Consider the following 20,180-nt stretch of genomic DNA (forward strand, 5'->3'; position numbering starts at 1 on the left):
ATGTGAGGGGGTAATAGTGAAGTTTCCAAAGAAGATAAGGACGTACTGCCCACGGTGTAAGACGCACACAGTCCACACGGTGGCAGTTTACAAACACGGTAAGAGGAGGTCCATCGCCGAGGGCCAGAGGAGGTATGAGAGGAAACAAGAGGGATACGGCTCTAAGAGGAGGCCGGAGCAGAAGAGGTATGCAAAGGTCACCAAGAAGGTAGTCCTCAAGATAACATGCACCGAGTGCGGCTATAAGAGACACATACTAGGCATCAGGCTGAAGAGGATAGAACTGGTCGAGAAGGCTGTGTGATCGGGGTGAAGCCGGTGTCGGCCGTCGAGTTCGGTGGAAGGAGAAGGAAGATACTTGTGCCGCAGCCCAGGAGCAGGTTCCTCCTAGTCACCTGCCCCCAGTGCGGGCAGAGACAAGTGGTATTCAGCCACGCGACTTTCCCGGCTAGATGCCTTTCCTGTGGAGCACTACTAGTCCGGCCGACTGGCGGTAAGGCCAAGATACTCGGGAAGATCGAGAGGGTCCTCGGCTAGCCACACCCTTAATTCCTCCAAGCCATACTGATCCTCTACCGGGGTGGAGTATAGGATGGTTACGACTCTAAAGCCAAGGCGTCCACTGCCTGGGGTCGGGGAGCTTGTGGTAGGCACGGTCGAAGAGGTATACGATTTCGGAGCCTATCTATCCCTGGACGAGTATGGAGGTATGAGAGCGTTCCTTCCGTGGAGCGAGGTCGCGACTAGGGCCGTGAGAAAGATAGACAGGGTAGTCCAGCCCGGGAGAAAGGTTGTAGTTAAAGTTATACGCGTCTATAAGGCCAGAGGCCAGGTCGACGTCAGCCTAAAGAGGGTGATGGAGGGCGAGCGCAGAAGGAAGATGATAGAATACAAGAGGAAGCTGAAAGCAGTATCGATAATAGAACTCGTAGCCAAGGATCTCGGCAAGAGCCTCGATGACGCCTATAGAGAAGTAATCTGGAAGCTGGAAGACGCCTACGGCGACGTCATGACCGGACTCGAAAGAGCCGTGATATACGGCGAGGAGGTGCTGGCAGAGGCAGGGATACCAGAGGAGTGGATCGCCCCCCTCCTAGAGGCCGCCAGGACCCACATAAGGATCAAGCAGGTCAAGATATCCGGGGTATTCACCCTGAGATCGCTAGCTCCAGACGGAGTTGAGAGGATAAAGAAGGTGCTCCTCAAAGCCAGGGATTCTGCTAGGGTCGAGGGGGAAGAGGTTAAAGTCAGGATCTACACTATCGGAGCCCCCCGCTACAGGATGGACCTACAAAGCCATGACTATAAGGTGCTAGAGAAGGCGCTCCAGGCCAGTCTAAAGAAGGCCGAGAAGGAAGCTTCAAAGCTCAACGTCGAATTCGCCTTTGAAAGGCTAAAAGAATAGCCCAGGGGACCCCGGTGGACCCGAGTTGAAGTGGCTGCTCAGACGTTGCACCCTCTGCGGCAGATACACCTTGAGGAGAGACAAGTGCCCGGTGTGCGGTGGACCCGTTAGAGTCCCCCACCCGCCCAGGTTCTCGCCCGACGACAGGTTCATCAAGTACAGGTATCTTATGAAGAAGCAGGCGGGGATGATTCCGGAGTAGCCAGAGCCTCTAAGCTCCTAGGGACACTCTCGCTTTAACCCCATTCTATAGGCTATGCAGTTTGTAAGGACATGCATGCCGTACACGATGAAGAAGAACCATACCAGCGGCTCCAAAGACAACTCCACCCCCACGAGATACACGGCTATAGATGCGAAGACGTAGAAGTCGGCCTGGTCCATTAGAGGGGCCGGCGCTCCGCGTTCGAGGCCCAGCCTCCTCTTCACAAAGCTACCAACTATATCCCCTACGAGGGCAGCTATACTCGAATAAACGCCAGAACTAAACAAGACCATGGCAATGCTAGCGGAGTATTCTAGGTAGCAGAGGACTGATAGGATAGCCGCTACGATGATCCCGGCTAGGGCGCCGACAAGCAGGCCCTCCCACGTCTTCCCATCACCCAACAAGCGCTTGCCCCGCCACACAAGTCCGCCATCAATGGGGTGTAGCCCCGCTTTACTGTCCGAGACGAACGCCTTTACCCTGGGAGCCAACACAGCGGATCCATTAGCAGTCATCGCCGGGAGAAACACCATCAGATAGAAGATGAAAGAGCGGGGGCCATAGCTAGACACGAAGTAGTACATGGCTGTGGCTATGAGGAGGACCGAGGTGACCTCTAGGTAGACCAAGAGGGTCGGCGCAAGCTCCTCCAGCCTCTTCCTCACAGCCATTCCAGGCTAGTCCCCCTTATCCGGAACCCCAACAACCGCTTCACCGGCTTCAGTAACTCCACCAGGAATATACCGTCTCCCCTCCTAGTTACACCCACTGTACCAGCCCAGGGCATAATGTAGGGGGCTCCACTGGGCCCTCCCTCCCCTCCTGAAACTTGAGCTGTAGCGAACCCGCCAGCCTCGCGTAGGAGCGCTGAGATGTATGCCAGTATCCTCCCTCCACTAGGTCCTGGAGCCTCCCTATAATGCCAGTTTACACTATCCACCACGATGTAGCGCTTCATGGATGCATGGTAGGTGATTTGACGTGCCAGCTCATCCAGGCTAAGGACTCGTATAAACTCTCCGCCGACGGCCGACAAGAAGGTGGCCGTACCAGGTTCGGTGGCTATAAACACCGGGTTTAGACCCTGGCTAGCCGCGTAATTGTAGATCTCGTAGGCCATATGGGTCTTGCCAGTAGCGGACTCGCCATACACTAGGAAGAGCTTCTTCCTCCCTACGCTACGGGATATTAGTGGAGGAGGATTCAACTCTCCCCTCTCGGGTTAGGCTAGAAGAACCTCCTCCGCCTAGCCCCGAGCCCCCTCATCCTCTTCCTGATCTCAAGATCCAGCTCGCTGTCGAGTATCGATGCCTTGTTCCTCAGCTTCTCGAAGTTTGACTGTATCGCTTCCACGAGGCCCGCGGGCGGCTGTACCTTCTCAAGGGCGTCTTTGCCTGAGCTCGTCGTCCTAAGCTTTCTGTATAGTCCCGGCTCGGTCTCGATGAACCCCACGTAAAGGAGTGCTACAAGGTCTGATTTGAGCTGGGGGCTATAGGGAGTGTCGCCTACCTTCCTGAAGTCATAGCCCAGTCCTATGTCGAGTTCCTCCTGGATGAGGTATACTATGTGTTGTAGGGTCTTCTCGTGCGTCGGCCCGAGCTTGTCTATGATGTATAGTAGGCCCATCTGCCTCGGGTTCTTCATAACAGCCTCCGGCGTCACCACCTGGACGCTGATTATCTTGAGCTCCTTCTGTCCCTTACTCTCCTGCTGTCCCCCAGTCTTCTCCTTCTTCTTGGCCACAGCTCCTCCCCGAGTCACCCGTTAGACTGGAACTCTATAAGACTATTAAGCATAGGCTCGACTTATGACTTCACGGCAGGCTACATGGGGATATACTGTGGCAAAAAAGCTTACAGTGATAACACTGCTCATAGTCCTCCTCCTGCCAGCCCTGAGCGCGTTGGCCTCAAACACTGGAAACCTAGGGGGTCCTGCCGGCAGGACGGTTCTCAAGGCTAAGTTCGACCTAGTAGCGGTCATCGAGAATAAGAAGAAGAGCGTCCTGATACCAGCAGAACTATCCATAAGCTACCCCGGTAATGGAACGATCTACGTTGGGGCAGGGGGAGGGATCGGGAGAGTTACCCTGGAAAGCACCTATCAGGCCGTCAAGCTAGCTGCTCTACTGGCTGGCGTCGACTGGCGTTTCTATGACTTCAACATTACGTTCCAGACTAACAGCGGGATAGACGGGCCTAGTGGAAGCATGATGATTTCACTAGTAACCTATACCCTGCTCTCAGGGGCCCCGTCCCTAGCAGGTTACAAGGGCGTCGTGGTAACGGGGGCTATATCGCCGGACGGCCTAGCCTCCAGCGTGGGAGCCATCGAGTACAAGTGCAGCGCGGCCTCTGAGAGTGGCATGCAATTCTACTATCCCCTCATAAACTATACGGAGACCCTGGAGCAGGAGTGCACAGGCGAGACGTATACTAGCCTGGTAAACCTTGTCTCCCTGATATATAACGTCACTGAGCCGCCCATAGCTAACACACCGTTCATGCTCCCGGGAAGCTTCAATCGGACCATGAGGCACGCGGCCAATGCAATGATAAACAAGTCGCTGGAGTTGGCTATGAACGCCAGCAGGCTTGGAGTAACCTATAATACCCTGAAAAGGGTCTACGACTACATCAACAAGAGCATGAACGTCCTGGAGTCACACCCCTACGCCGCGGCAAGCCTCGCCTTCACAGCGCTAAACAAGGCCTACAACATATACTACATGGCTATTACTCAGAACAACACCTACGAGGAAGCCAAGAAGAAGCTAGACGCTGTCGCCGAAAGCGTGGACAAAGAGCTATCGATGCTTGAGGCCCGCCTCGACTCCATGCCGAGGAACGGATCCCTATACTACGCGGAGTTCATCTCAACAGCATACACCAGGCTAGCCGCTGCGAAGAGCAGTATACTGGCATACCACAACTACTCGGACACGCCCGACTTGTTCTTTACAAACGCCATCCCAGAGCTAGCCCATGCCTCAGCCAGGATAACAAGCATCGAAGAATGGATTCGAAGTGCTAACGCAACGCGCTCCGTGACGCCATGGATCAGCGAAGAGGACCTGGAGAGGCTGGCCTGGATACTGCGCGATTACGCGACAACCAGCGGGAGATACGCTTCTGCCCTGGCGGAGTATGCTGTCAAGTATTATGGCAGGAGTAGGAGTATACTAGTATACATAGACATATTGTCCAGGCTAGAGGAGACCGGGGCCAGGTACCTGGACGAGGGTAATTACATGGCTGCCATAGGCTTCTTCAGAGAGCTGCTATCCCAGAGCCTAAACGTAATGTTCCAGTCCTCCATACAGGCCTACAGGGGACCCTCATGGGTACTAGAGGAATACTACAGGGAGTTGACTAGGATCTACTCGATAGTGACTGGAAGACTCTTAATGAGGGGCTTGACCCCAGGCTTGGCCCCCGCGTATCTAGACTACTCGCGGGTGATGCTATCCTACAACTATACTGACCCAGCCATACAGCTGCTCGACGAGGCGGTCGTGAGCGCCCTCTCCTGGGATATGCTCTCGCTAGCCATGGCATCCTCGAATAGAACCTCTAGCGCAGTTGGAGTTGGAGGGACGTCGTCCTTGTCAGTCATCGAGTCGATAATCATCATAACAGTGGTGGGCCTCGGAGCCTACATGCTGGGCTACTTGTCGAGCATAAGGAGCGTTGCGAGAATACTACAGGAGGCTTGAGGCTGCTAGAAGAAGTCTTCGAGCGTCCGCCTAGAACGACCAGGCTCGCCGGCTTCTCGGAGCAGGGATGCTTTCCTTAGATCCTCCCTGATATAATCCCTGAGCCTCGGATTATAGAGTGCAGCGGCGGGATGATAGGTTGCCAGGATCTTCACTTTAACCCCGGCTATAACCGCGTCCTTGACTCTCCCGTGTTCCTTGGATATACCCTTCCATTGCAGGCGGGCCAGATCGTGGAGGGTTTTAGCCGAGATCCTACCCAGTGCGACTATTATCCTTGGCTTGATTAACTGTATTTGCCTAATCAAGTATGGCAGGCATGCCCGGATTTCCTCGGGCCTGGGGTCCCTGTTGCCAGGTGGACGGCATTTTATGACGTTGGTTATGTACACGGACCTCCTAGGCATTCCAACCTCGTTGAGAAGCTCGTCTAGCAGCTTACCCGCCATGCCCACGAAGGGGCGGCCCAGCTCGTCCTCCTTTCTCCCCGGCGCCTCCCCTATGAGCATGACCTCGGCTTCTAGGGGTCCCTCGCCTGGCACGGGGTTTCTCCTTGTGGTGTGTAGCGGGCATTTTGTGCACTCGCTTATTCTTTTCACGAGTTCATTGTACATTTCTTTTACATCCTCCATGTATACCACACTCCCATACGGTCTCGACGGAGAGCATATAGTTTACGGCGAACCCCAGAAGTATACCTAGAAACTGTCCCAGTAGCGGGTTGGCGTTTAAGAGGGTGACGAGTAGCCTCATCACAAGATACGTAGTCACTACAGAGGCCAGCGAGGCTCTATGATAGAGGATTAACCTCTTAACCATGCCTCTGCCCCGGCAATCCCTCCGGAAATAGTGCCGGAATGTGATCAGCTCGTGGAGCACGAAGTTGGATATAATGCTAGCCTCGATCCCCCCTATACTAGCAATATCCACATGGCCCGTGAGGGCGAGTATGACCCACATAACAGCTAGGTTAACGAGGATGCCGCTGGCTCCTACTATGAGGAACTTGGGCATGGGAGAGATCTCCCAGGACTGCGATATAAAATCGGTGACTACAAAGAAGCCAAGCTTGCTCTCGCCGCCATGCCTCCTCTGAAACACGTAGGGTACATCGACGACCTTCAAGCACGGATGCCTAGCCAGTATCTCCAGGAGGATCTTAAACCCCTTAGGCTTCAAGTCTCCTAGCCGCAGAGCGTCTCTCCTAACCGCGAAGAAGCCCGAGAGGGGGTCCGTGGTCCTCTTAGCCTCTCGGACGAGAATCTTCACGCCGATAGTCGCGATCCTGCTCATGAGGAGGCGCAGCCTGCTCCAGCCGGCCACGCCGCCTCCCCTACCATATCTTGAGGCCACTGCTACATCTGCTCCCCTCATAACGGCTTCCACAAGCCTCGGCACGGTCTCGGGGGGGTGCTGTAAATCGGCGTCCATCACTACTAGGATCTCTCCACTGGCGTTCTTGAAGCCTTCGACAACGGCGGAGGAGAGCCCCTTCTCGTTGACTCTAAGTATGCATTTTATCCTAGGGTCTTCCCTAGACTTCCTCCTAACTATGTCGCACGTGCCGTCTGAGGAATTGTCGTCGACGGCTATTATCTCGTAGTCCTCGAAGCCCTCGGCCCGGAGGACGCTGGTGAGACGGTCGAGTAGTAATTCGATGTTGTCGGCCTCGTTGTAAGTTGGTATTATTACGGAGACCCTGGGCTTGTTCAACTCCACCACTCGCTAACCGGTTATACCCCGTACAGCCTCTCCCTAACCTCCTCTGGTAGTTCCTCCTCTTCTACCACCGCATAGGTGAAGGGGGCATCGCGCACCTTAGGCCCCACTACGAGGTACCTCTCTGGGTCGTCCTCTGCCCTATTCTTGAAAACCCTAACCTTGACAAACCACCCATCGCTTCTCTTCACGTAGACGTACTTGCCGTGCTTTCCGCCCATACCTATCCCCAGAGACCCCCGGTAAAGAGACTAGTCTTAAAAGACTAGTGCCGGGGAAACACCCCGGACAGTCCAGGTAATCTTATAACCCCTTCACGAGTCAACTACATCCATGAAACGGGAAGCCGCCGTAGTATAGCCCGGCCCAGTATGCGGGCCTTTCGAGCCCGTGACCCGGGTTCAAATCCCGGCGGCGGCACCAACGCCGCGCGGGACTCCCGTCGCATCCGCAACCACACTCCTAGCCAGTCAAGCCAGGTAGCCGGGGGAACTCAGGGCTATCCGGGAGAACGATTCTCCTGCATGTGGGGCATGTTTGGATCCTGTACCAGAGAAGGGGAATAAGGCGGACAAGTGGGCTGGCCACGCCCAGGGAGTTATGGCTGGCTACTTCTTTTTCTTCGGCCTCAAGTTCTTACTCTTGCAGCGTCTGCACTTCGTCGCTCCAGGCGGGTTTAGCGCCCCGCATTTCCTGCAGACCATTTTGTTGAGTATTCGCTTCTCCACTATCGCTACCAGCTCCGGATCGGTTATCGGCATTGATCCTATCCCCCGTGGGATCGGCTTGTTCCGGTCTGGCCTATTTAATCATATCCGTGCTCCACATGCTTACTTAAGCGCTAAAAAGCTACAGGCTTCGTAAAACGGGTGTGTCGTGGTGCCGGTTGAGATTCCTCTGGATAGGATTTGTGTGAAGAGCGGGATACTATGCCCTAGATGTCAGTCCCTTGTTGATAAGGGCGTGTATAATGACCTCGACGTCAAGGTTATGAGGGCGCTACTAGGCATTGAACGCAAGTTCCGATCCCACAGGATCAAGTACGTGAAGTCGTATCAGATAGACGATATACTATATGTCCTAGTAGAATCGAGTCCAGGGATACCCTCCAGCCTAGGCGCTGACCTTAGAAAGGCTCTTGGATCCGACGAGATCAAGCGGGTAATAGTAATAGAGTACAATGCCGATAAGAGAAAGCTCATAGAGACGCTGATAAGCCCCTATAGAGTGCTTGGAGTACAGGAAGCGTACCTACCCGATGGAAGCAATATGGTCGTGATAGAACTCCCGATCGAGGCCAAGAAGCTTATAGAGTCCATGAAGGGCAAGTATATCGTTAAGCTGGCGGAGAGACTCCTCGGGAAGCAAATCTATATAGAATACGGGGAAAACGCCGGGTCGACTTCTCTCAAGCCAGAGTGGCTGGGCCTGAAGAAGCCCAATGTAAGGGACCTTCTCGACAAGCTGGGCTAGCCGAACCAGGCGTCGAGGCCCACGTGCCGCGTCCTCAGGTTCTCTCTGTACGCTTTCCTAAGCCTTTCATAGGCTTTCTCAACCCTCTCCGGGTTGAAGTCGTGCTCCATGACTAGAATCCTGTATATCGAGTCCTTGTCGGGCTCCCTGAACTCTATCTTATACTCGCTTGTCACGGTCGGGTTCAGGAAGTACTCGTATATCCTCTTTACGTCGTAACCCGGTAGCCTAGCCTGTATAGCCTCCAAGGCCTTATCCACGCTCTTGTATGTTCTAACGTATTGTAGCGCCGTCTTGGGCCCCATCCCAGGCACTCCACCGGGATTATAGTCGGTGCCTAGGATTATCCCTATGAGTATGAGCTGCTCCCTAGTTATCCCTAGTTTATCGAGGAGCACGCCGAGGTCTATAACCTCGGGCTTGACAACCACGTACACGTCCTTACCCGGTAGCTTCCTCCTCCCGGTAATTGTAAGGTTCCTAACCAGCCTGGGCGCTCCGAAGAGGAGCGAATCATAGTCCTGGCTACCAGCTCCCCAGGCATCGCCCCTGGAAGCCATGTATGCGGCTTGTGCTTCGCCTTCCTCCGGCGCCTGTACCCAGGGTATCCCCATCGCGGTTAGGAGCTTCTTCGCATCCTCCACCATATCCCGGGTCAGCCTTGCCGCTTGCATAGCGTACTTCCTGGCTTCCTCCACCATGCCAGCCCTCCTGGCCTCTATGTACTTTTTCTCGGCTTCCGCCTTCCTAGCGAACCTTTTCTCTACCTCTGCTTTCTTCAGCTCAGGTGGTTTCCCGTCGAAAACGTACACGGGCTTGATGCCGGCCTCGGCTAGGTTGATAGTCCTGTAGAAGAGGCCTGAGAGGTGGCTTGTAACTCTGCCCTTTCTATCCATAAGCGGGGTCCCGTCGGGCTGCCTTATAGCGGCTAGGAACTGGTAGAGGGCGTTGTATGCGTCTAGAGCCACTACCTTGCCCTTTAGACCCCGTAGGTCTATCTCCTGGCGCGCCTCCTGGGGTATAAGGTCTTTCAGGTTTACGCCCATAAGGGGCTCACCTCTTGGCGTTTACCTTCACTATCAGCTCCTTCTTGCTGAGCTGGGTTGAGATGTAACCGAGAATTTCTAGCGTCATAAGGATTTTCGCCAGGTCTCTACGCGAGATGTCTTCTCCCCGCCTCTTCAACTCCGCTATAACGTCCGCCTCTGATACCGGGATTTCGCCGTTCTTCGAGAGTGCCAGTAGCGTTTCGTAGACGGTGTTGATTAGTGGTTGAGGACTCCATATGCTCAATACACTTCACCATGTTAAGGGGTTCCCGGGTGGGGCCTAAATAGTATCCCGTGCGCCTAGTATGTTAGCGTTGGAGCCGTGACAGTCTTCTGTGAGACCTTCATCTGCCTCGCCGATTCAAGCCATCTCCTGTAGTATTCTATCATCTGCTCGGTGACGCTGGGTTTGACTTTGAGTAGAGCCTCCTCCAAGTGCCTCATCGCAACGTATTCCGCCGAGAGATTCTCTCTCAGGGCTAGCATTGCTGCTTCTCTTACTAGTGCTGCTAGGTCTGCCCCCGTATAGCCCTCGGTTCTCCTAGCTATCTCCATGAGGTCAACGTCCACTGCCAGGGGCACGTTCCTCGTATGTATCCTGAGTATCTCAAGCCTCCCCTCTACATCCGGCGGTGGCACGTAGATCAGTTTCTCAAGCCTCCCAGGCCTTAGTAGGGCTGGGTCTATGATGTCGGGCCTGTTGGTCGCCGCGATAACCACCACGTCTGAGAGCTCGGAGATACCGTCTATCTCCGTCAACAGCTGGCTGACTATCCGCTCGCCGACCCGTGAGCCTATCTCAACACCCCTAACCGAGGCTATCGCGTCTATTTCGTCGAAGAACACGACTGCAGGAGCGTATTGTCTCGCCTTCCTGAAGATCTCCCGTATCATCTTCTCGCTTTCTCCTACCCATTTGCTTAGTACTTCTGGGCCCCGCACCGCTATGAAGTTAGCCCCACTCTCAGTCGCAACAGCCTTAGCGAGAAGAGTCTTACCAGTACCAGGAGGACCAAACAAAAGAATACCACGAGGAGGCTTAATGCCGAGCCTGGCGAACGAATGGGGATATTTCAAGGGCCATTCAACGGTCTCCCTCAACTCTATCTTGGCCTCTTTCAATCCGCCTATATCGTCCCAGTGGACTTCCGGTATCTCGACCTGTATCTCTCGTAGCCCGCTGGGCGTTATCTCCTTGAATGCAGCCATGAAGTCCTCCATCTTCACGACCATCTTCTCCAGTATCTCGACCGGTATCCTCTCCTCTTCGATGTCGATCTCGGGCAGGTACCTCCTGAGGGCATGCATTGCTGCTTCTCTTACTAGTGCTGCTAGGTCTGCCCCCGTATAGCCCTTAGTTATCTCGGCCAGCATCTCTAGGTCCACGTTATCGGCTAGCGGCATGTGCCTCGTATGGATCTGTAGGATCTCCAGCCGGCCCTGTTTATCCGGCAGGGGGACCTCGATTTCTCTGTCGAACCGGCCGGGCCTCCTCAGAGCCGGGTCTATCGCGTTGGGCCTGTTGGTCGCCGCGATAACTATGACTTGGCCCCTCGTCGATAGTCCGTCCATTAACGCTAGGAGCTGTGCTACGACCCTCCTTTCAACCTCTCCAGCGACCTCGTCTCTCTTCGGTGCTATTGCGTCTATCTCGTCTATGAATATTATGCTTGGCGCGTTCTCCTCGGCCTCCTTGAAGATCTCCCTAAGCCTCTGCTCACTCTCACCATAAAACTTACTCATAATCTCAGGACCATTAATGGCTATGAAGTAGGCGTCGCTCTCAGTCGCAACAGCCTTGGCGAGAAGAGTCTTACCAGTACCAGGAGGACCATACAAGAGGACACCCTTAGGGGGCTCAATACCGAGCCTCGCGAAGAGTTCCGGGTGTCTTAATGGTAGCTCTATGAGCTCTCTAACCCTCTCGATTACGCCGGATAAGCCGCCTATGTCTTCGTAGAATACGCGTGGTACTTGGCCTGGGCTTAGGGGTTTGTTAAGTACCTCTATTGTAGTCTTCTCGGTTATTATGACGGGTCCCCGCGGTTTAGTCACTACCACGGTGTAGGGTATTCCTTGGCTCAGGACGGGGATCTGGATTATGTCCCTCTCTACTACTGGTATTCCGAGGAGCCTCCTCTTTATGTATCTCTTGAAGCCCTCGTCTATGACGGAGGACTGGCTGACCGGTGCTAGCTTTACCTTGACCGCAGGCTGCACGTTTGCCTTCCTGACTATTACCTTGTCTCCAACGTTTACTCCAGCGCTCTTCCTCAAGATACCGTCCATCCTGATGATGTTCCTCCCAGTGTCCTCGGGCAGGCCAGGCCATACGATTGCCACGGTCTTCCTCTTGCCTTCGATCTCGACGATATCGCCGGGCCGGAGGCCGAGCTCTTTCATTGTCTGTATGTCTATCCTGACTCTCTTCCTCCCGGTATCCCTGTTCCTAGATTCCTCGACTCTTAGGAGGAGTTCTTTCTTCCTCTCTTCCCTTGACGCTTCTGCCAATCCAGCAGGCACCTCGTAGCTGTTGTACTCCCTAGTAGAATCTAGTGTTCCAACAGACGGCTATAAAGGGAGATTCAAAATCGCTGGAACATGTTTTGAGGGTCTACGCCTAGCTTAGCCTGTGTACTGTCTCTACCTCTACTTCTTCGACTATGTCTATATTCTTGATGAGTTCCTCTAGCTTTTCTGTGCCTCCCTCGGTCTCCTCGGGGATTGATATGATGACTTTAAGCGCTTTCAAGCCGAAGGCTATCGGTTCTTCCCCACTGCCCATGATCTGGTAGTCGCTCGGCAGCGCCTCTTTGATCTTCTCAAGCAACTGCTGTGGAGTGATCTCGACCGAGCTAGGCAATACCTTCATGACCACTGCCACTCTAGCCATGTACTCCACCCTCCTAGGGCCCCGTGAACCCGCAGTTAGGGCATGTATAGGGTGCTCCCTGGGCTCTACACCTGGAGCATCTCCTAATAACTGCTATGCCGCAGTTGGGGCATACGAAGACTGTAGCCCTCTCATTCGGATGTATTATGCGGCCACAGCTAGTACACACAGGCGGAGTCACTGGGTCATACACGTCCAGCTTCCTTACGGGCGTTGCAGACACTATCCTATCCACCCCTCGATGGCTTGGGACACGTAAAGGGTATTATAATATATCTCGTCCGACGCTCCTAAAATAATCCCTAGCCTCGTCGGAGATGCCGCCTAGAAGTATATAGTCGAATACTGAGCCGCCAGCGTTAAAGAGTTCAAGCGAGTCAACCACCCATTTATAGCGACCACCGACATAGCCGCTCGCGAGGATCGCAGCACCGGTAGCCCCCTCCTTGGTACGGGAGCCAAGCCTTGGCACCGGGACAACCTCAGCGCCTATCCCATACCTATCCAGTGCCTCCTCTATCCTAGACTTGAGGACGCCGCCTACAGACGAGCGGAACAACCTGCCACTAACGTAAACCCGCCTGGGCCTAGCCCTAAACACTGGCAGAAGCTGGAACAAGTCCTTCACTATCGCCTCCGCCAGCGCCCCGACCGCGTCCTCTACACACTTTACCCCTCTCTTGAAGGCTTCCTCGAACTCGGCTAGATCCGGGATTCCGCATAGGTATGAAACTCCCCCCTCAAACAGCCTCTTCCTAGAGAAGCCGGGTTCCAGAGAAGACAGGACATAAGCGGTCTCTGCATCCATACCCCCTAGGCCCAGGAAACCGGGGCCGCCAAGGGTCCCTCCAACGCCATCAACTATCTTACCACTGTCAACTGCTAGGACAGCGTTATAGGCTAGCCCAGACTCCACCACAAGAAACGATGCATCACTCAAGCTGGAGCCGCGGTGTTCGACCTCAGCCCATAACGCGGCTGCCACCGTGAAGACTTTATCCGCAGTACCCATGTCTATCTTGTTCATCTTCCTATAAGAGGGAACGGTTCCGAGCATGACTACCCCCGGCGTGAAGAATACTGGGACGTCGAGCCTTGCCAGTTCAAGCATGACCTTTCTAAGCCCATGGATCTGGTGGGTTGATTCCATGTCACGCCTGTTGACGAAGGTGGCTTCAAGGATATAGTCTACTAGGGACTCGCGGGGGGGCCTAGGGGGTAGACCGTAGCCGGAGGGAGCCGCGACGGCATCTAGACCGAGCTCCCGGGCTAAACCCTTAACGCGGTCGACTAAGATTCCGGGGTTCGCGGTGATCTCCGCACGGGGGATGGACTCCTCATATAAGACCCCCATAGTAGAGTCGTCTAACGCCAGCAGGTCCATCGACCCGGTGCCGGGGTCTATGCCTAGGACTCTAGCCACGCCTCACCACCACGCGGGCTCCATCATTGTCTACGCTGGTAACGCCGTGTATTCCTCCCCCCAGCTTCTCCAACAGCTTAGTTAGACCGTGGTAGAGAGGGTCCCTCCTCTTACTCGGGACCAGTGCATAGGCTGTGGGCCCCCAACTGCTCTGGCACGCGCAGAACGCGCCGCCTCTAATGAAGTAGTCTATTATCTCATCCACCTCGCTACAACAGTAGATACCGCCCTGCCTAGAGGCCCAATACTCGCCTAGACCCTTATTGAGCCTGTAGAGATACTCGCCTAGCCCCCTCCAGTCGCCCTCAGCGGCTGCCGGCAATATCCCCATCGCTAACAACCTGGCGTTCCTCATTGCCATCTCTTCGTCCATAGAGGGCATTTCCCGGAGTATCGCGTCCTCTCTCGCCTTAAGCTCCAGTATCCTGGGGACGGGCCTAGCCGGTACAGCATATACTATGGAGAGGGATCTGGGTAGGGGAGTGCGGAAGATCAGTGGAGGGACCCTTGTGGACCCGGGCTTGAACCCGCCATCTACAATGAACCCGCCGGTCTTGAACGTGTAAAAGCCCAATCCACTTATCGTGGATCTACCGGCAAGGCCAGCTATCTCCTCTAAAACGGGTTCGTCGCCCGATAGCAGTGCTGTGGCATAGCCTATGGATAAGGCTATAGGGGTCGTGGAACCTAGGCCCACGTGGGCCGGTATCTCTTCAAGGACCTCGACTTTGAGATCGAGCTTGTAGCGTTTGGCGAATAGCTTGAGGTACCTCTTGAACTCTGCCCGTTCACTCCCAGAGACCCTGACGCCCTTGCGCGATGAGCATATTCGGGTTCTTAGCCTGGGCTCCTCCAGTGCAAATCCGATGGTTCCATAGAGCCTGCCGAGGCCTCCATGTATATCTATGTTGCCGACGTGGACGTGGCTTGGCGCGGATACCTCGACGCATTCCACCGCATTCCACCGTCCTGGTCGTCTATGGGCGCCAGGTCATATACCCTTTAACGGGACGTCGATGGCTCCTGGAGGTGTAAGCTGTTTGGCTGACGTGGATTATAGGAGGCGTATTGCAGAGGAGGTTGAGAGGGCTAGGGAGTTCCTCTCGGTCCGAGACGAGGTTAGGGAGAAGGCTATCAAGGCGTCCAGGGACGTGATCAAGTATTCCGGCTGGGCTATAACAGAGATTCAGAAGGGTGATCTAGCCAGGGCCGAGGAATACATTGGGTTGCTGGAGGAGGCCACCGCCGAGTTCCTCGCGTTGGTCAAGCCTTTCCCGGAGCTCTACTATTCCGGGATGGCTTATAACGCGTTGAGCGAGTATGTTGAAGCCATCGTGCTGTACAGGATAGTCACTGGACGAGACATACCCGGCTACGGGGACCTCGGAATCCCGCCCACGCCATACCTCCAGGGCCTAGGCGACGTTGTAGGCGAGCTGAGGAGGCTCGTACTAGAGGACATCAGGAATGGCGTCTATGACCGTGCATGGAGGTACTACGAGATAATGGAGGCGATATACCTAGCTCTAAGGAGCCTGGACCTACCCGAGGCGCTAGCCCCTGGAGTTAGGCATAAAGCCGACGTCGCCCGTAGGTTGACCGATGACACCAAGGCCTTCCTAATAGACTTATCAACGAGGGAGAAGTTGACCCGTTTGCTAGAGAAGTCTCTCGGCGAAGCCTAGATCCACCCAAATATAAGCCCTAAACACCCAAGTCCCTGTAGACAAGCAGGGGAGCTGTCGGGCCATGTCCAACCCGGTAAACGAGGCGTTCCGAAAAGTCATCCAAGAACTATACTGGACCGAGACCCTAGAGGAAGCAGAGAGCCTACTAGAAGAATACCTTGGGATGATCGACAACGACCTAAGGGAGTACCTTTTAGAGAAGAGAAAACGCATATGTGAGGATCCAACGACAGTAATAGAGCTAGTCAGGCTGAACACCGCTGCAGAGATAGCTGACTCGACTCAGACAGCAAAGGTGCTCTTGACTAAGAGCCTCATAGAGTCCGGCTTCCTCTTCCAATGCACCCCCAAATGGTCGAGCCTCGACACAAAGACGAAGGCATGGATACTAGCTCCACTCTATAAGGCCAGCTATGGCCTCGAACTAGCGCTAAGGAACTGGCCCAGCGAGATCGACGAGGTGCACCTCGATAACGCCATAAAGATGGCGTCGATAGCCCTTGAGAGAGCCGAGGAAATAGGCATACTAGACGAGTTCCGGGAATACGTCGATAAGATAGTAGAGACTCTAGATGCAAGCGACGAGACCGATGGAAGCGAAGAACGCCCAGAATACCTAGGATAACCATACACTGAGACCATCCCGAACCCTAAAGCTAGTCTCCCCCCAGAAAAGCCTCCGCGGGAAACGCAGAGGCGTTGGGAAATAGGGTGGTCCGGCCGCGGGGAATCGAACCCCGGACCACCCGGTTTCTGCAAGAGCCCCCTCGCGCGGGGGCTCCCGCACGCCGCCCGTGTCTCACTACAGCCGGGCGCTCTACCGCTGAGCTACGGCCGGTCCGAGTCCATCAATTGTCCCGGGGAGGGTATAAGGCTTTTCCCTCGTTGGAGCCGGGGCCGGGATTCGAACCCGGGAACGAACGGGTATCTACGATGGGCTGCGGCCGGCTCCACTGCAGCCCGCCGCCTTAGACCGCTCGGCCACCCCGGCCTCCAGTCTTGTTTTGGATGTGGATTAGAGGGTTTAAGGTATTTCCCCCGTAGCGGGTTACTGGACCCTAAGTTAGACTATAACTTGAGCCCGGCTTCTGCAAGCATTTTCTCGACCATAAACCTGGGTATGAAGTATAGGAGCACCGACTTGTCGTTTTTGAACTCTACGGTGTCAAGTACCCTTTCCGCCTCGGCCAGCCGGTCTTGGAGGTAGCTTAGGCCTACCTCCACGGGGTCGTCTCCCCTTGTGAGCGCCCACTTCTCAAAATGTCTTATGCCTGGCTCCAGGTTCCTCAGTCCTAGCTTGTAGTTGTAGTAGTCTGCGACATCGTCGGCCACCTGGTAGAGTATCCCTAGGAGTTCACCGTATTCTCCCATGGCCTTCTCGACCGCCGAGGAGACCCTGGCGCTTATCGCCCCGAGGATAGTCGATAGCTTGAACAAGCTCCCAGTCTTGAGCCTGCACAACTCTATGTACCGGGAGGCCGGGACCAGTTCTGGGAGCAGCGAGTCCAGAATCTCCCCCCTCACGGTTGCCTCCCAGGCACGTATGACATGGAAGATCGCCCTGAAACCGAGCTTCTCAACAATCCTCTGGGATACGGGAATAAAGAGCAGGCTGGAGAGAATAGTCTTCGGGAGACCGTGAACTATCCAAGCCGCTGCACGGCCCCTCCTAAGCTGGTCCTTGTCGATTATATCGTCCAGAGCCAGGCTAGCCGCCTGGACGAGTTCAATGGCTACGGCCGCGTCTAGAGCGTCGTCGAGCTTCCCTCCCAAAGCCTCGGCTGTTAGGAGGGTCAGAAAACCCCTAAACCTCTTGCCGCCCGTCGAGATGTACTTGGCGACGTCGATAAGTTCCGCCTCGTTCATCTGGGTATTTACTACCCTGTTAATCTCCTCTTCTATCAGGGCTTTCTTCTCGGCCCACTCCCTGTAGAGGATCGCCTCTATCTCCTCTACCCTTTCAGCCCCTTTCAGATAGTTAGCCAAGGGCGCTAGCCTCCGCGGTTGGTAGACCCTACCCCAACCCACTATACCATTGGAGGCGCTTAAATTTGAGGTAGATTCCTGCACCCCGCCACAGGCGTGTTCTCGGATTTATAATGTGACCGAGACGAACACGAGGCTCTTGTACATCCTCAGGAGACGTATGAACTCCTCAACGCTCAATTCCTCCAGGCCCCTGTAGGAGTAGTTTCCTGTGAGGAGTATCTCGACTAGCCTCCTCTGCCATCTATCACCTAGAACCCTATACCTGGCCACGCCGCCTACCTTCTCGTATCTCAGGGTTATCGGTATCCTAACTAGGTCGTGGAAATAGAATGGTACAGCTTCTAGGAGCCTCTCAACCTCATCCTCGGCTAGGGCGTGTGTCTCACCAGTCTGGAGCTTCACAAGCCTCTTTCCATCTCTCAGCTCTCTCAGCGTCAGATACTCTGCAGGCCAATAGCTCGACAGCCTCCTGAGCTCCTCCCTGTACTTCCTCTCAACGTACTTCCGTAGCTCGCCGGCCACTCCAGCTAGCCTCTCCTATACCTCGCGTATATCATCGCGTGGTCACGGTCGAACGGGTCTAGGTGCACAACGTCCTTTATCTCGAAGCCAGCCTTCATCAGGGTCTCGATCTGTTGCCTGTACACCTCGCTCGGCTCGGTGGTTACATCGATGCTCCTGGCCTTGATCGCGAGGAGTAGGTACCCGCCGTCTTGCAGGAAGAATAGAGCGTTCCTAGCCACTATCGAAGCCTGGTCGGGTTGCGCCACGTCGGCGTATAGCCCGTTAACGCCCTCCACTAGGTGCCTATACCTCTCTGGGAACCTTGCATCGCCTAGTATCGGGTATATGTTCCTCCTCTCCCTCACGACTAGTATGAGGTCCCTCATAACCCTGGGGGCGAACTCGACTCCATAGATCCTCCCGCCGGGACCGACTATATCGCTTATGTGGCTCGCAGTGGTTCCACTTGCTATGCCCAGATATAGTATCCTGTCGTTCTCCTCTACAGGCAGCTCTTCTAGACCCTTCAGTAGCGCCCCAGCCAGCTTGCTCCTATACGCGTTCCACTCCCTATACTCGACCCCGCCATAGTGGAATAGCCTCTCTCCATACACCCTCTGTCCCGGCACTAGGTTCTTAGTCGCTATCCGTAGACTGCCGTCCTCAAGCTCCACTACATAGACTCCCTTCCACCTGGGATGCTCCTCTACTCTAACTACCTCCATCACACTCACCTCCTAGCCCTGCCTCTACCACGTCTCCCCTTCTTGGGCGGCCTCCTACCCCTTCCCTTCTTGGGCGGCTTACCCGCCCCTACAGCGGGCTTTGAGGGTTCGGGCTTCCTCTTAGGCGGCTTGGCGTAGACCTTCTTGATCTCCTCTATCCTCTTCCTAAGCTCCTCCCGTAGCTTGTCCCCGATGAACCTGCCGCTGAAGGCGTCCACCTTAGCCGCTATAGCGAGCTTCGCAGCTAGGGCCCTAGCTATCTTGCCTCTCTGCCATCTTGGACTCCTGTGTATGTCGGGGTACTGGAATATGATTCCATGCTTGGGGGGTCTTCCCCCGGTTCTTAGGGCCCTGAAGAGGGCTTTCTCTGCTCCCAGTACTTGTATTGTGCTTGCCGGTAGCCTGGCTAGCTTCTCTAGGCCTCCTGCTAGGCTTATGAGTCTAGCGCCTAGCAGTGGTCCTACGAGGGCTGTGATGTTTGGAGCTACTTCCTTCATTACCTGTTCTATGTACTCGGTTAGCTGCCTCCTCAGGGTGTACAGTTCTGAGACTATCCGTGCTAGGGTCTGGACCGCTTCAACGTCGAACTCTGAGAGGTCCGCCCCTATACTTGCTTTGGCGGCTTCCGCTATCTTCTCGGCCTTCTCCTCGCTGAAGCCTAGATCCATCAGCGATTTTTTCGTCATATTGGACCGGTGCCCTAGAGCAGCGACTATCTTTACATAATCCTCGTGTTCCTTTACGAGGTCGTTGAGCTCTGGGAAGTGGATGCTATACCATTCCCTTAGCCTCGCAACATATAGGTTCACGGTCTTATCAATGTCGTCTATAGCCCTGATAGCCTGGGCTGCCAGCAGGTCTCGTTTCTGAGCCGCCGACCTGAGCTTCCTCCTGGTATACTCTAGCTCTGCCTCGAAGAGCCACTGGGCGAACTCCTCCTCGGACGAGGAGAACCCCGTTTCTAGGGCTAGCTTGAATAGGTTCTCCCTGGCCTTCAAGGCTATGTTATTGCCGGGCTCCACCTTGGCCTCGAAGTCCATCTTCGATATACTACGGGCCAAGTAGTCGTCCTCTACTACTATAGTGGGCTTCTTGTCCTTAAGCCTCTCCAGGAGCCTGGCAAGTGACCCGTAGACTTCGCCGGACTCGATCTTCATAGCCTGGTCGACCGCGTTATCCATATCCCTCGGGGCTAGCTCGTAGTCGATCCTATTGCCTTTCTCGTCGAATGCGAATGCGCCTATGATCAAATCAGCCAAGTATACTTTCAAGTCCGAATACACCCCGTATGTTCTCGTCATCCCAGTTCTCCGGCCGGCTCCAGCTATTATAAAGGCTATCAATTAAATCCATCCAACGCGATACCTTTAATACCTCCCGGGCCACAGC

General features: G+C 54.8%; 26 protein-coding genes and 3 tRNA genes. 9 read left to right on the forward strand and 20 right to left on the reverse strand.

Annotated elements, in window-relative coordinates:
• The first annotated feature begins 16 nt into the window (after positions 1-16).
• The 4 genes from F7C38_07220 to F7C38_07235 are packed head-to-tail and all read left to right on the forward strand — an operon-like array spanning position 17 to position 1,607.
• The gene (locus F7C38_07220) at positions 17-304 is read left to right on the forward strand and encodes a 50S ribosomal protein L44e (GenBank protein ID MCE4601332.1); all 288 of its coding nucleotides are present in this window, start codon (positions 17-19) and stop codon (positions 302-304) included.
• Positions 305-309: 5 nt separating this feature from the next.
• Positions 310-537, forward strand: coding sequence for a 30S ribosomal protein S27e (locus F7C38_07225; GenBank protein ID MCE4601333.1), 228 nt, complete (start codon positions 310-312; stop codon positions 535-537).
• Positions 538-592: 55 nt separating this feature from the next.
• Positions 593-1,405, forward strand: a complete 813-nt coding sequence (locus F7C38_07230; GenBank protein MCE4601334.1) for a translation initiation factor IF-2 subunit alpha — start codon at positions 593-595, stop codon at positions 1,403-1,405.
• Positions 1,406-1,430: 25 nt separating this feature from the next.
• A complete protein-coding gene (locus F7C38_07235) occupies positions 1,431-1,607 on the forward strand; it encodes an RNA-protein complex protein Nop10 (GenBank protein ID MCE4601335.1) in 177 nt (58 codons plus the stop codon).
• A 17-nt stretch (positions 1,608-1,624) separates the two neighbouring features.
• Here F7C38_07235 and F7C38_07240 read toward each other — a convergent pair whose 3' ends face one another.
• From F7C38_07240 to F7C38_07250, 3 genes are read right to left on the reverse strand one after another with little or no spacing between them, the layout of a single operon-like run.
• Complete coding sequence (locus tag F7C38_07240; protein MCE4601336.1) at positions 1,625-2,284, reverse strand: CDP-2,3-bis-(O-geranylgeranyl)-sn-glycerol synthase; 660 nt, start codon at positions 2,282-2,284, stop codon at positions 1,625-1,627.
• Entirely contained in the window at positions 2,275-2,820 is a 546-nt protein-coding gene (locus tag F7C38_07245) for an ATP-binding protein (GenBank protein MCE4601337.1), read from the reverse strand. The genes F7C38_07240 and F7C38_07245 overlap by 10 nt, the downstream gene beginning before the upstream one ends.
• A 20-nt stretch (positions 2,821-2,840) precedes the next feature.
• Positions 2,841-3,356, reverse strand: a complete 516-nt coding sequence (locus tag F7C38_07250) for a hypothetical protein (protein ID MCE4601338.1) — start codon at positions 3,354-3,356, stop codon at positions 2,841-2,843.
• A 97-nt stretch (positions 3,357-3,453) separates the two neighbouring features.
• Between F7C38_07250 and F7C38_07255 the strand changes: the two genes are divergently transcribed.
• On the forward strand, positions 3,454-5,328 hold the full coding sequence (locus F7C38_07255) for a hypothetical protein (protein ID MCE4601339.1): 1,875 nt from the start codon (positions 3,454-3,456) through the stop codon (positions 5,326-5,328).
• A 5-nt stretch (positions 5,329-5,333) separates the two neighbouring features.
• On the opposite strand, the gene F7C38_07260 is transcribed toward F7C38_07255, so the two are convergent.
• Genes F7C38_07260 through F7C38_07270 form a run of 3 tightly spaced genes read right to left on the reverse strand, consistent with a single transcriptional unit; the run spans position 5,334 to position 7,268 of the window.
• Positions 5,334-5,960: a uracil-DNA glycosylase gene (locus F7C38_07260; GenBank protein ID MCE4601340.1), complete on the reverse strand. Its 627-nt coding sequence runs from the start codon at positions 5,958-5,960 to the stop codon at positions 5,334-5,336.
• Positions 5,932-7,041 carry a glycosyltransferase family 2 protein gene (locus F7C38_07265; GenBank protein MCE4601341.1) on the reverse strand — a complete coding sequence of 370 codons (1,110 nt, stop codon included), beginning with the start codon at positions 7,039-7,041 and terminating at the stop codon, positions 5,932-5,934. Before F7C38_07265 ends, F7C38_07260 begins: the two co-directional genes overlap by 29 nt.
• A gap of 20 nt (positions 7,042-7,061) precedes the next feature.
• Positions 7,062-7,268, reverse strand: coding sequence for a DUF5622 domain-containing protein (locus F7C38_07270; protein MCE4601342.1), 207 nt, complete (start codon positions 7,266-7,268; stop codon positions 7,062-7,064).
• Between the two features lie 124 nt (positions 7,269-7,392).
• Here F7C38_07270 and F7C38_07275 point away from each other — a divergent pair.
• A tRNA-Glu gene (locus tag F7C38_07275) sits at positions 7,393-7,470 on the forward strand.
• A gap of 185 nt (positions 7,471-7,655) precedes the next feature.
• On the opposite strand, the gene F7C38_07280 is transcribed toward F7C38_07275, so the two are convergent.
• Positions 7,656-7,808 carry a 50S ribosomal protein L40e gene (locus F7C38_07280; GenBank protein MCE4601343.1) on the reverse strand — a complete coding sequence of 51 codons (153 nt, stop codon included), beginning with the start codon at positions 7,806-7,808 and terminating at the stop codon, positions 7,656-7,658.
• 118 nt (positions 7,809-7,926) lie between these two features.
• Between F7C38_07280 and F7C38_07285 the strand changes: the two genes are divergently transcribed.
• Entirely contained in the window at positions 7,927-8,520 is a 594-nt protein-coding gene (locus F7C38_07285) for a hypothetical protein (GenBank protein ID MCE4601344.1), read from the forward strand.
• Here the strand turns inward: F7C38_07285 and fen are convergent.
• From fen to F7C38_07320, 7 genes are all read right to left on the reverse strand, one after another.
• The gene (gene fen, locus F7C38_07290; protein ID MCE4601345.1) at positions 8,517-9,566 is read right to left on the reverse strand and encodes a flap endonuclease-1; all 1,050 of its coding nucleotides are present in this window, start codon (positions 9,564-9,566) and stop codon (positions 8,517-8,519) included. The two genes, F7C38_07285 and fen, sit on opposite strands and share 4 nt — an antisense overlap.
• Positions 9,567-9,573: 7 nt before the next feature.
• On the reverse strand, positions 9,574-9,813 hold the full coding sequence (locus tag F7C38_07295) for a hypothetical protein (protein ID MCE4601346.1): 240 nt from the start codon (positions 9,811-9,813) through the stop codon (positions 9,574-9,576).
• Positions 9,814-9,869: 56 nt separating this feature from the next.
• Positions 9,870-12,080 carry a CDC48 family AAA ATPase gene (locus tag F7C38_07300; protein MCE4601347.1) on the reverse strand — a complete coding sequence of 737 codons (2,211 nt, stop codon included), beginning with the start codon at positions 12,078-12,080 and terminating at the stop codon, positions 9,870-9,872.
• A gap of 109 nt (positions 12,081-12,189) precedes the next feature.
• Entirely contained in the window at positions 12,190-12,462 is a 273-nt protein-coding gene (locus F7C38_07305) for an elongation factor 1-beta (protein ID MCE4601348.1), read from the reverse strand.
• A gap of 13 nt (positions 12,463-12,475) precedes the next feature.
• Positions 12,476-12,685: a zinc finger domain-containing protein gene (locus F7C38_07310; GenBank protein MCE4601349.1), complete on the reverse strand. Its 210-nt coding sequence runs from the start codon at positions 12,683-12,685 to the stop codon at positions 12,476-12,478.
• A 42-nt stretch (positions 12,686-12,727) separates the two neighbouring features.
• Entirely contained in the window at positions 12,728-13,885 is a 1,158-nt protein-coding gene (locus tag F7C38_07315; protein ID MCE4601350.1) for a DUF1464 family protein, read from the reverse strand.
• Positions 13,878-14,840 carry a GHMP kinase gene (locus F7C38_07320; protein ID MCE4601351.1) on the reverse strand — a complete coding sequence of 321 codons (963 nt, stop codon included), beginning with the start codon at positions 14,838-14,840 and terminating at the stop codon, positions 13,878-13,880. Before F7C38_07320 ends, F7C38_07315 begins: the two co-directional genes overlap by 8 nt.
• Positions 14,841-14,934: 94 nt before the next feature.
• On the opposite strand from F7C38_07320, the gene F7C38_07325 reads away from it, so the two are divergent.
• Complete coding sequence (locus tag F7C38_07325; protein ID MCE4601352.1) at positions 14,935-15,570, forward strand: haloacid dehalogenase; 636 nt, start codon at positions 14,935-14,937, stop codon at positions 15,568-15,570.
• 64 nt (positions 15,571-15,634) lie between these two features.
• Positions 15,635-16,198: a hypothetical protein gene (locus F7C38_07330; GenBank protein MCE4601353.1), complete on the forward strand. Its 564-nt coding sequence runs from the start codon at positions 15,635-15,637 to the stop codon at positions 16,196-16,198.
• An 87-nt stretch (positions 16,199-16,285) separates the two neighbouring features.
• On the opposite strand, the gene F7C38_07335 is transcribed toward F7C38_07330, so the two are convergent.
• The 6 genes from F7C38_07335 to F7C38_07360 all read right to left on the reverse strand — a co-directional run bounded on the left by F7C38_07335 (position 16,286) and on the right by F7C38_07360 (position 20,092).
• Positions 16,286-16,411, reverse strand: a tRNA-Tyr gene (locus F7C38_07335).
• Between the two features lie 48 nt (positions 16,412-16,459).
• Positions 16,460-16,564: transfer RNA gene (locus tag F7C38_07340), tRNA-Cys, on the reverse strand.
• A gap of 77 nt (positions 16,565-16,641) precedes the next feature.
• The gene (locus tag F7C38_07345) at positions 16,642-17,559 is read right to left on the reverse strand and encodes a polyprenyl synthetase family protein (protein ID MCE4601354.1); all 918 of its coding nucleotides are present in this window, start codon (positions 17,557-17,559) and stop codon (positions 16,642-16,644) included.
• A 108-nt stretch (positions 17,560-17,667) separates the two neighbouring features.
• Positions 17,668-18,084 (reverse strand): DUF61 family protein, encoded by a 417-nt coding sequence (locus tag F7C38_07350; GenBank protein ID MCE4601355.1) that lies wholly within the window; start codon positions 18,082-18,084, stop codon positions 17,668-17,670.
• A gap of 5 nt (positions 18,085-18,089) precedes the next feature.
• Complete coding sequence (locus F7C38_07355) at positions 18,090-18,794, reverse strand: fibrillarin-like rRNA/tRNA 2'-O-methyltransferase (GenBank protein ID MCE4601356.1); 705 nt, start codon at positions 18,792-18,794, stop codon at positions 18,090-18,092.
• Positions 18,795-18,796: 2 nt separating this feature from the next.
• Entirely contained in the window at positions 18,797-20,092 is a 1,296-nt protein-coding gene (locus tag F7C38_07360; protein ID MCE4601357.1) for a C/D box methylation guide ribonucleoprotein complex aNOP56 subunit, read from the reverse strand.
• Positions 20,093-20,180: the final 88 nt, after the last annotated feature.

Origin of the sequence: Candidatus Thermodiscus eudorianus, assembly GCA_015521085.1 — an archaeon.
GTDB classification, from domain to species: Archaea; Thermoproteota; Thermoprotei_A; order Sulfolobales; family Acidilobaceae; genus Thermodiscus; species Thermodiscus eudorianus.